1 protein-coding gene is annotated in these 545 nt (G+C 45.3%); it reads left to right on the forward strand.

Features of this window, described 5'->3' with window-relative positions; all coding sequences use genetic code 11:
- Positions 1 to 545 (forward strand): Ig-like domain-containing protein (locus tag Q4591_RS20110; RefSeq protein ID WP_303462632.1); only part of this gene is annotated, 545 nt, incomplete at both ends.

Here is a 545-nt window from a genome sequence, read left to right on the forward strand (position 1 = left end):
TACGGTACCTTCTCTATCGATGCTGACGGTAACTGGAGTTATGAGCTAAACAACACTCACAGCGATGTGCAATCACTGAAAGAAGGTGAAACCTTAACTCGTACGATTACTGTGACCTCTGCCGATGGCACTGCAAGTCATGATGTGACCATTACTATTGTGGGCGCCAATGACGGCCCTATCGCGGTCGATGATGAAATCTTTATAGCAGAAGATGTTGTCTTTAATTCAACTGTTGATTTGGATGCCAATGATTCAGATCTAGATGGCGACGCACTTTCTGTTATTGAAGGCACCTTTACCACAACGGAAGGTGGCACTATTGTGATTGCCGCAGATGGCAGTTACTCCTACACGCCTCCATTGGACTTTAATGGCGTAGATACTGTTGAATATACTGTAACTGACGGCACGGCAACTGATACGGCAACCCTCACCATTAATGTTGGCGCTGAAAATGATGCCCCAGACTTAGTGGCTGATGTTGATAGTGTTGATGAAAATACCACTGTAACAGCAGATGCAGCTAATGGCGTATTGAGCAA

It is taken from the genome of Shewanella sp. 3_MG-2023, from assembly GCF_030548765.1.
In the GTDB taxonomy this organism is placed as follows: Bacteria; Pseudomonadota; Gammaproteobacteria; order Enterobacterales; family Shewanellaceae; genus Shewanella.